The following is a 9,500-nucleotide window of genomic DNA, read 5'->3' as shown; positions in this document are numbered from 1 at the left end:
TCAGCGCAATTTGTTGCATTTGTTCTTGGTTACTTGTTACATCATTGTTAGTTATATCATGTTTTTTGGAACAATTATGAATAGTAGGGAATAGGTAACAGGGAACAGGGAATAGGGAATAGGGAACAGGGAATAGGGATCAGGGAACAGGGAATAGGGAACAGATAAACGATAAATAGGAGGGATATTACCTACTATTTATAAAAAACTTTTTTTGATAATTTTTTATATAAACATAATATAAATTTTTAATTATTAATTGCAATTTTTACTGTGGATCCAAGTATCCAAGCCTTTCATCCTTCATATTTAAACCTTGGCCAAAAGGCCACGCAATCTCGTTCAACCAGCTAAGCTTCAACCTTCAACCAGCTAACCTTCAACCTTCAACCAGCTAACCTTCAACCAGCTAACCTTCAACCAGCTAACCTTCATACTTCATCCTCAAACTTTGGTGTTTCCGATGGAGGAGAAGGAGCAGGAATAGGTTTCTTACCTTTGTAGAACGTTTCCAAGCTTTTGGTATCTCCCACAAACCTCCAGTGCCAAGGCTCATAACTAATTCCTTGGGGATTGTCTCTAGGAAAAGACAACTCAAAGCTGTAGAAAGCTGCATTCTTTTCCAACCACTTAAAGGCTGACGTATTCTCAAACTCAGGACTCAGGTTGGTAGCTGGTGTCATGGCATCCCCAATATCAATCGCATAACCAGTGTGATGCTCACTGTAGCCAGGAGGAGCACTTACCTCAGCCCGTTTACTAGCCACCTGTCCTCGCTGTTCCTTTACTTGAAAAAACAGGTACTTTTGCTGGTCCACCGAACGGAAACCCGAAATTGGCACTAGGGTTACCCCCTGTCTTCTTGCTGCGGCTGCCATTGATTTGTATTTCCGAGCTGCTGCAGCCTCCAGTTTGATCCGGCCATCACGGGTAATTGGTTCCAGTTGTGAGCCATTCACTTCAGAGTAGGGTAAGTGTCCCAGAATGTTATCAGCATCATTACCCGTATTGTTTAGACTAGCTTGTGGACTCTGTGAACTAGCTTCTGTCTGACTTTGAGTCGATGTTGCTTCACCCGACTTGGACTGAGCTTCAGGAGTTGGTTCCATTGGAATCAGGCTAAAGGCGATTCCTCCTATTGCCAATAGTCCAATAATTAGTAAGGTGACCTGCCAACGAGACCGGGGTTTGATATCTTGTCTATCCCTTACTGCCTCGGGAATATCATCTACTACTACCTCTGTTACCTCAGAAAGGTTTGGTGGTTCGCCCGGGAGACCTGGGTTATTCAATAGTCCACTCCTGCACTGACATCCAAATTATTACATTTATTTATTACATACTTATCGTTACTCAACATCCGATGCAGTGTCAGGGAAGCAACTGGATTACTTGACCAATCGTTCCAGAATTGTTATAGTATATCTATGAGTTCAGCAACGGTGATGGCAAGGCACAAAACCTTTGATCCAGAAGATGTTCTAGAAAAAGCCATGGAAACCTTTTGGCTTTATGGCTATGAAGGAACCTCAATGCAGGACTTGGTCAAAACCATGGGGATTAACCGAGGCAGTCTATACGACACCTTTGGTGACAAACGTTCCCTATTCCTGGCTGCGATCGCTCATTACAATGATACCTGTGTAAAAAATGCGATCGCATCCCTACAAGCCCCCACAGCCTCAAAGCAAGCCATTATCGACTTTTTCTACAACCTCATCGAAGGGGCTGTAGACGATAAAGACCATCGAGGCTGCTTGCTCACCAACACCGCTGTTGAACTGTGTCCCCACGATCCACAGACTAAATCCCGGATTGCTGCTAATCTGCGCTCAGTGGAAAACGCCTTTAAAAAAGCCTTATCCACAGCAAGGGAGCAAGGGGAAATCACAACCAACCATGACCTTCAGGCATTAGCCCAATATTTCACCAGTAGTATACAAGGGTTGCGGGTTATATCCAAAGTTAACCAAGACCCAGAAACCCTAAGAGCTATTGTCAAGGTCATACTTTCCGTTCTCGATTGAGACAGTAAATTGACAGAGTAAATCGACAGAGTAATTTTTTTTGCTCTTAATTGGAACGATTGTTCAAGTATAATCTAACCAGGAGGAAATCATGACCTTAACCCAAGACTTGATTAACCTAAATACCCAGCTTAGCGCTAAGCTACCAGAAGAAGCCAAAGCCATCATGGCAAAAGCAGGGGAAGACCTCGCTAATTCTGGCATTGTAGACAATAGCCTCAAGGTTGGCGACAAAGCCCCTAACTTTACCCTGCCTAATGCCGTCGGTAAACCTGTAGAATTGCAAGACCTACTAGCCACCGGAGCCGTAGTCATTTCCTTCTACCGGGGTCAGTGGTGTCCTTACTGCAACCTAGAATTACGAGCATTGCAGCAATTCTTACCAGAAATTCAAAATAATGGTGCAACCCTAGTCGCTATTTCCCCTCAAACTCCCGATAATTCCCTGTCCACTACAGAAAAAAACCACCTAACCTTTGAAGTACTCAGCGATGTTGGGAATAAAATTGCCAAAGAGTTTGGTCTAGTCTTCACCGTAACAGAAGAGCTCCGACCAGTTTACCAAAGCTTTGGCATTGATTTACCTGCCCACAACGGCGATAAAACCTTTGAATTACCCATTGCCGCCACCTATGTGATTAATTCCGATGGAACTATCACCCATGCCTTCGTTGATCTAGATTACACCAAGCGACTTGACCCAGAAGAAATTGTCAGCGCATTACAAACCCTGGCTGTAGCCGTATAATACCAAATCCGCTTGGTCATTACCCCTTTAGAAAAATCGCTCAAACTTTTTATGCCAGCAATCTAGGGCTATGGGGATAAGGGGGGTATGGGAACAGGATTTGGTATAAGTAGCCTGGGCTACAGTCAATCACTGATAGCTGATAGCTGATAACTGATAGCTATCAATCAACAGTCAACAGTAATTCCTAGTTTAGGAGAAATTGAACTATGTCAGAAACTGCAAAATATATTACCCTAACTTACGATAACTTTGAAACCGAAGTTCTCAACAGTTCCATTCCAGTCATAGTAGATTTTTGGGCACCATGGTGTGGTCCTTGTCGAGTAATGAATCCCATCGTCACTGAATTAGCCACAGAATTTGATGGAGTTGTCAAAGTAGGCAAATTAAATGTTGATGACTACGAACAACTAGCCAGCCAGTATCACATTGAAGCAATTCCTTCCCTATTATTTTTAAACCAAGGTAAAGTAGTTGAACGCTTTGAAGGTCTTGTGCGGAAATCGGTTCTGGTTGAAAAAATTAATGCCCTAACTAATCTCATTTCTGTCTAAAGAGGTAATTGCTCGGATAATGGGTAATTGGTAATGGGTAATCGGTAAAAAATCATTGGTAATAGCTAATTGCCCATTAACAATTATCTTTATAGACTCAAAATTTGTGGTAAGCACTTAAATACAATCAGGGATAAATTCAGATAAAATAATCATGATTGACCTATATACCTTTTCCACACCTAACGGACGGAAACCTGCTATCATGCTCGAAGAAGTAGGACTTCCCTACACCATTCACAAAATTGACATAACCAAGGGAGAACAGTTTACTCCCGAATATGTAGCAATCAATCCCAATAGTAAAATTCCTGCTATCCTTGACCAGGATACTGGTATAAAAGTTTTCGAGTCAGGAGCAATTCTAATTTATTTAGCAGAAAAGACAGGCAAGTTGTTGCCAACCGATACAGCAGCAAGAATACAAGTGATTGAATGGCTGATGTTCCAGATGGCAAGCGTTGGACCAATGTTTGGTCAACTGAGTCACTTCCGACGCTTTGCTACAGAACAGATTCCCTATGCTATCGATCGCTATGAAAAAGAAACCCTACGTCTGTTTGGTGTCTTAGATCAGCAATTAGGAAAACAGGAATTCATTGTTGGAGACTACTCCATTGCCGACATAGCTACTTATCCTTGGGTAGCTGTCTATGAGTATTTGGGAGTCACCCTAGATAACCATCCCCACCTCAAACGTTGGGTCGAGACAATGCAGCAGCGACCTGCTGTGGAACGGGGCATGGCAGTTTAAAGGTTTGTTGAAAGTTCAAAGTTGAAAGTTCAAAGTTGAAAGTTCAAAGTTAAAAGTTCAAAGTTGAACCTTATTAATCCTAGCTGGGCAGTGCCTACCAAGCCAATTGCCAACTGATCTGATCTGTCGGCTGCACTGCCCACACTACATCAACTAAAATGCTGGTCTAACACTATTAAATCTGGTGTATTCTAATCAAGGATTTCAAAAGCTTTTTTAGTGTTTACTCAATTACACAACAGGCGGATTTTTGTGATTATTAAGCTAATTTCGTTAAAGTAAACTTGACCGTGGCAAATTAAATTCGCCACGGGTCGCACCCCAAAAATTAAGAGTTTATAAACTTGGCTTACAAATAAGTAGGTGGGCTTAATTATCTGTAAAATACCGAGGGTGCATCTCGCTTTTTTACAAACATGAAATGCACCCAATAGCGAATAGCGATTAAGTTCAACTGGAACTACTGTGACAAGCAAACCAAATACCTATCAGCCCTTTAACCCCAACCAAGTCTTTTCTCTTAACAGCAACCCAGGAGCAGACCACATAATCTACCTAGACTTTGATGGTCACACCACCACAGGTACTGACTGGAACGATTACCACGAACATCCTACAATTATAAGCCCTGCCTATGACACGGATGGGGATACTTCAAATTTCTCAACTGCTGAGAGAGAGAGTATTTGGCACATTTGGCAACGGGTGGCAGAAGACTTTATTCCCTTTAATGTGAATGTGACTACTGCCCAACCTTCCGATGACCAACTCAAAAAAACCAGCGATAGTGATTCCCAATGGGGCATTCGCGTTGTGATTGGCGGAGATGGTTCCTGGGCTGGCCCACCTAACCTTGGTCTGGCTCATCTTAATTCATTCAACGACAACATTGATACCCCTACCTTTGCTTTTTCAGAGAATGCGGCTGCAGACAATCAGGAGTTAGACGTAGCTGAAACTATTAGCCATGAAGTCGGTCATACCTTGGGTCTTAAACATGACGGTCAGTTCAGCAACGAGTACTACGAAGGTCATGAAAATGGCAGTGACGAAACAGCGTGGACTCCTATTATGGGAAACGGCATTAACAATCTAACTCAATGGAGCAAAGGTGAGTATACCGGTGCCACCAACAAAGAAGATGACCTAGAAATAATCACTTCGCAAAATGGTTTTGGCTATCGCGAGGATGATTATAGCAACAGTCTCATCGGTGCAGCAGCGCTATCCATCAATGATGGTGAGGTAGAAACTTATGGCATTATTGAACAAAATACCGACATTGACTGGTTCACCTTCAATTCAACAACGGGCAACATAGACCTATATATTGACCCTTTTGAGCGAGGACCTAATTTAGACATTCTGGCTAACCTATATAATGCATCCGGTCAACTAATTAGCTCTTCTAATCCCATCGGTTATCTGTATGCTAGCTTTTATGTTGACCTCGATCCAGGACAGTATTATCTAAGCATTGAGGGTACTGGCCAAGGAGACTTAGATACCGGATATAGTGATTACGGCAGTTTAGGACAATACTCTATTACTGGCACGATTGCTTAAATCCTTCAATATTTAGCCTTATAAACTTTCCTCAACATCTTCCGGAATCAAAAGGGATGTTGAGGATTTATCGTAATCCATAAGAGTTAATTTATAGCTAATTTTTTTAAAAAAATAAATACCTCAAATATAGCGTTTCTAGGACTCATGAGGTACACATTATTTTTTACCTCTTCCCTCTTACCTTTTCCCTCTTACCTGCTCCCTGCTCCCTGCTCCCTGCTCCCTGCTCCCTGCTCCCTAAAAACCAGAAATTTGTACCTCAAAAGTCGCAGAATTGCTATATCTTGACATATATGGATGTCAGGGAACAGGCCTAAAACTAATACTAAATCCGTGAAAGCATTACAGCGCCATGATTATAGCTTACTTTACCAATCAGCTCTGACAACTGTGATCATTAAGCTAATTTCGTTACGGTGCGCTTGACCTAAGCGAATTAAATTCGTCACGGGTCGCACCGCCAAAATTAAAAGCTGATAAACTTGGCTTATAAAAATTATAAAATTAGGTGTGGTTGATTACGCTGTAGATGTAGTAAAGCTGAAAAAAAATCAATTTTTTGGGCTAATTTCTATTTCTTTTCACAGAGAAAAAAGTCAGGAGTGAATCATGGGTACTTTCGAAGATTTAGGCACTTTCACCAGCAATCTCATCAGCCGCAATCGGGATCTTAGGATCTTAGACCGCACTGATGTGTTTAAGCTTAGTATCTCAAACAACGGTCAAATTAACCTCAATCTATACAATATCAGTGCCGGTGATCATGCTAACTTCAGACTCTATCGGGACACTAACAACAATGGCATTTTTGACTTTATCGACCAAAAGGTAGCTAGCTATTTCCAGGGTGGCAATGCTAACAATGTGATCAACTACAGTGCTACCAATGGCACTTACTCTGCCCAGGTCAGACCCTACGCTTCTGGTAGCAATGACATTGTTTCCGATGATTTAGAGTTATCTGAAAGTACTAGCACTACTGGAATTACTGCAACTACCAAACCAAATACCTATCAGCCCTTGAGCCCGAACCAAGTCTTTTCCCTCAACAGCAATCCAGACGCAGACCACATTATCTACCTTGACTTTGATGGTGATACTACCACAAATACCCTATGGAACCAGAACTTCGGGAGTTCCATTGTGACCCCTGCCTATGACACGGATGGGAATACTTCAAATTTTTCCACTGCTGAGACAGAGACCATTTGGCGCATTTGGCAACGGGTGGCAGAAGACTTTAGTCCCTTTGATGTGAATGTGACTACTGCCCAACCTTCCGATCACCAACTCAAAAAAACCAGCGATAGTGATTCCCAATGGGGCATTCGCGTTGTGATTGGCGGAGATGGTTCCTGGTATCAACAAGGTATCGGTGGTTTGGCTTATATGGATTCATTCAACTGGGGCACTGATACTCCCGTTTTTATTTTTTCAGAGAATCGCGCTGGAGGTAGTGAGAAAGCCGTGGCTGAAGCTATTAGCCATGAAGTCGGTCATAGCTTGGGTCTGACACATGACGGTAATTTAACCAACCACTATTACAGTGGTCATGACAATGGCAGTGTCGAAACAGGGTGGGCTCCTATTATGGGAGAGGGCAACGATAGAAATCTAACTCAATGGAACAAAGGTGAGTATACCGGTGCCAGCAACCAAGAAGATGACCTAGACATCATCACTGGGCAAAATGGTTTTGGCTATCGCCTGGACGATTATGGTAACAGTCAAATCGCTGCAGCAGCCCTATCTTTCAATGATGGTCAGGTAGAAACTTATGGCATCATTGAACAAAATAACGACATTGACTGGTTCCAGTTCAATTCAACAACGGGCAACATAGCCCTAGATATTAAGGCTTTTGAACGAGGAGCTAATTTAGACATTCTAGCTAGACTATATAATGCTTCTGGTCAACTGATTAGCTTATCTAATCCCATCGGTTCTCTGTCTGCTAGCTTTAATGTTAACCTCAATCCAGGACAGTACTATCTAAGCATTGATGGTACGGGTCTTGGAAACTTAGCGACCGGATATACTGATTACGGCAGCTTAGGACAATACTCTATTACTGGCACAGTTGGTTAGACTCTGCAATCTAATGCCTTAGACGCTTTTCTCAACATCTTCGGGAGTCAAAGGAGATGTTGAGAATTTAGAGTAGTTAGTACGAAACTACTCACCTATTTTAAAAAACTATATAAATACACAAAAGCTCCCGGTTGTATGAAACTATCAATCCGCTCAGCAATCCGATCCAACTCAGACAACACCGCTTCATTTTTCTCGGGCTTGCCAGCATTAGAAAACAAAACCCAGACCCGCTCTTGACCACGAAGCTGCTGAATATCCTTGAGATCATTTTTCCCTAAAGTATAATCCCCCTCTGAGTATACATACTTCTGGGCATAGTATCGAAATTGATTTTCACCTTTGTAATAAATATAGATCTTATCGCCCAATTTTTCCTGGGATTTAATATACTCAATTACTGGTTTAATCTCAGCTACCAACTCCGGCTGAATCATCAAATTACTAGCCCGCAATAGGGGAGGGGATAGCAATAACCATAGCACCATCACGCCCACAATACTCAAAATTATATGCTTAAAATTATGGGTATAATTATGCTTATAATGGTTAGAGCGCCATTGAAGGATTAAAAAAGCCACCCCTTCAGCAATAATCAGGATAGCCAGAGGGGCGAGAAACAAAACCAAACGTTCCCGAAAGGGATATTTATGTAAATAACTGGCAACTAATGTGATCAGAAACGGAGCAGTTAGCACTAGTAAAATTACCCTATTTCTGTGGTAAAGAACCACACAGCCTAATATAAAGGCAACAATAGCAATGCCATCAGTAAAGCCAAAAAAGCCCAAGGGTCGATAGAAGAATCGTCCCAAAGCATCCAATAACCAAACTAGATCGAATAGAGAATCTGGAAATCTATCGTTCCAAGAACTGATGAGATTATCATTTCCCATGGTGCCGCTGATGGTTAGCCCATAAAGTAGCCCAAAACTCCCTAGCCAAGTAGCATAAATCCCGAAGCGGTTGACAAGGATAGTTTTAAACCTATTCACTGGACTAATCAACAGATAAGCCAGTTCAATGCCAGCTAAGACAAAAACAGCAGGATAAGACACCCAAATCGCCATTGCTCCGAGTACACTGATTTTAATAATCTGTCTTTGCCTGAGAACTTGCTGACCAATTGGGATAAGTAATAGACAAAGCAACAGTGTTACCATCACATCACTGGAATACTGCTTCAGCTCCGTAGCATAGTAAACCGTGTACCGCAGACAGGCAAAAAATGCAATCGCTATCGTCCCAGCCATGGGCGAAGCGTAGCGATTAGCTAATCGATAGAATGCCCATATAGACACAATACTGGATACAAACGGAAACAGCCTCAGGGCATATTCACTATCTCCAAATAATTTACTAAACAGCTTTTCTAGCCATAGAAATCCCGTTGGTGCCGCTTGATTGTAGTCCAGAGGAGCAAGTAACTCTCCATAAGAACGGTTGACAATATTTAGCGCCAGCGCCGCCTCATCTCCCCAAAGGGAGCGATTATTCAGGTATTGAATCAGGCGAATCAATAAACCAAATAGGCAAAAAAGGATAGAGATATAGGTTAATAAATGATTTAATAAATATTTCCTAGCCTGTGGGGTGGTTTCGGTAGTATTCATAGTCGAGTGTGGAGCCCGGGCGCGAGGAGATGGGGAGATGGAGAGATGAGGAGATGGGGAGATTGTTAATTGGTAGCGAAGCAAGGGTTAACCTTCAACCAACCTTCAACTTTAAACCTTAAACCTTAAACCTGCAACCTT

Annotated in this window: 9 protein-coding genes; 7 read left to right on the top strand and 2 right to left on the bottom strand. The window is 42.2% G+C overall.

The window, feature by feature from the left end; all coding sequences use genetic code 11:
* Window positions 1–431 precede the first annotated feature (431 nt).
* On the bottom strand, window positions 432–1,292 hold the full coding sequence (locus tag F6K52_RS26145; protein WP_293085129.1) for a M15 family metallopeptidase: 861 nt from the start codon (window positions 1,290–1,292) through the stop codon (window positions 432–434).
* Window positions 1,293–1,427: 135 nt separating this feature from the next.
* Between F6K52_RS26145 and F6K52_RS26140 the strand changes: the two genes are divergently transcribed.
* The 7 genes from F6K52_RS26140 (at window position 1,428) to F6K52_RS26110 (ending at window position 7,743) form a co-directional block, all read left to right on the top strand.
* Entirely contained in the window at window positions 1,428–2,027 is a 600-nt protein-coding gene (locus F6K52_RS26140) for a TetR/AcrR family transcriptional regulator (RefSeq protein ID WP_293085103.1), read from the top strand.
* Between the two features lie 91 nt (window positions 2,028–2,118).
* The gene (locus tag F6K52_RS26135; RefSeq protein WP_293085100.1) at window positions 2,119–2,775 is read left to right on the top strand and encodes a peroxiredoxin-like family protein; all 657 of its coding nucleotides are present in this window, start codon (window positions 2,119–2,121) and stop codon (window positions 2,773–2,775) included.
* A 209-nt stretch (window positions 2,776–2,984) separates the two neighbouring features.
* Window positions 2,985–3,332 (top strand): thioredoxin, encoded by a 348-nt coding sequence (trxA, locus tag F6K52_RS26130; protein ID WP_293085098.1) that lies wholly within the window; start codon window positions 2,985–2,987, stop codon window positions 3,330–3,332.
* 154 nt (window positions 3,333–3,486) lie between these two features.
* Entirely contained in the window at window positions 3,487–4,086 is a 600-nt protein-coding gene (locus F6K52_RS26125) for a glutathione binding-like protein (protein ID WP_293085095.1), read from the top strand.
* A 465-nt stretch (window positions 4,087–4,551) separates the two neighbouring features.
* A complete protein-coding gene (locus tag F6K52_RS26120) occupies window positions 4,552–5,652 on the top strand; it encodes a hypothetical protein (protein ID WP_293085092.1) in 1,101 nt (366 codons plus the stop codon).
* Window positions 5,653–5,799: 147 nt separating this feature from the next.
* Window positions 5,800–5,943 (top strand): hypothetical protein, encoded by a 144-nt coding sequence (locus tag F6K52_RS26115; protein ID WP_293085089.1) that lies wholly within the window; start codon window positions 5,800–5,802, stop codon window positions 5,941–5,943.
* A gap of 321 nt (window positions 5,944–6,264) precedes the next feature.
* A complete protein-coding gene (locus F6K52_RS26110) occupies window positions 6,265–7,743 on the top strand; it encodes a zinc-dependent metalloprotease family protein (RefSeq protein ID WP_293085086.1) in 1,479 nt (492 codons plus the stop codon).
* 95 nt (window positions 7,744–7,838) lie between these two features.
* Here the strand turns inward: F6K52_RS26110 and F6K52_RS26105 are convergent, their stop codons facing one another.
* Complete coding sequence (locus F6K52_RS26105; protein ID WP_293085083.1) at window positions 7,839–9,359, bottom strand: glycosyltransferase family 39 protein; 1,521 nt, start codon at window positions 9,357–9,359, stop codon at window positions 7,839–7,841.
* Window positions 9,360–9,500: the final 141 nt, after the last annotated feature.

This window comes from Moorena sp. SIO3H5 (assembly GCF_010692395.1).
Taxonomy (GTDB): Bacteria; Cyanobacteriota; Cyanobacteriia; order Cyanobacteriales; family Coleofasciculaceae; genus Moorena.
Note: the sequence above shows the minus strand (reverse complement) of the source record. Positions and strands in the feature narration are given on the sequence as shown.

Coding starts and splice junctions, on each gene's coding strand:
- F6K52_RS26140 (WP_293085103.1), top strand. CDS start 1,428: ATGAGTTCAGCAACGGTGATGGCAAGGCACAAAACCTTTGATCCAGAA.
- F6K52_RS26105 (WP_293085083.1), bottom strand. CDS start 9,359: ATGAATACTACCGAAACCACCCCACAGGCTAGGAAATATTTATTAAAT.
- F6K52_RS26115 (WP_293085089.1), top strand. CDS start 5,800: ATGAGGTACACATTATTTTTTACCTCTTCCCTCTTACCTTTTCCCTCT.
- F6K52_RS26125 (WP_293085095.1), top strand. CDS start 3,487: ATGATTGACCTATATACCTTTTCCACACCTAACGGACGGAAACCTGCT.
- F6K52_RS26110 (WP_293085086.1), top strand. CDS start 6,265: ATGGGTACTTTCGAAGATTTAGGCACTTTCACCAGCAATCTCATCAGC.
- F6K52_RS26135 (WP_293085100.1), top strand. CDS start 2,119: ATGACCTTAACCCAAGACTTGATTAACCTAAATACCCAGCTTAGCGCT.
- trxA (WP_293085098.1), top strand. CDS start 2,985: ATGTCAGAAACTGCAAAATATATTACCCTAACTTACGATAACTTTGAA.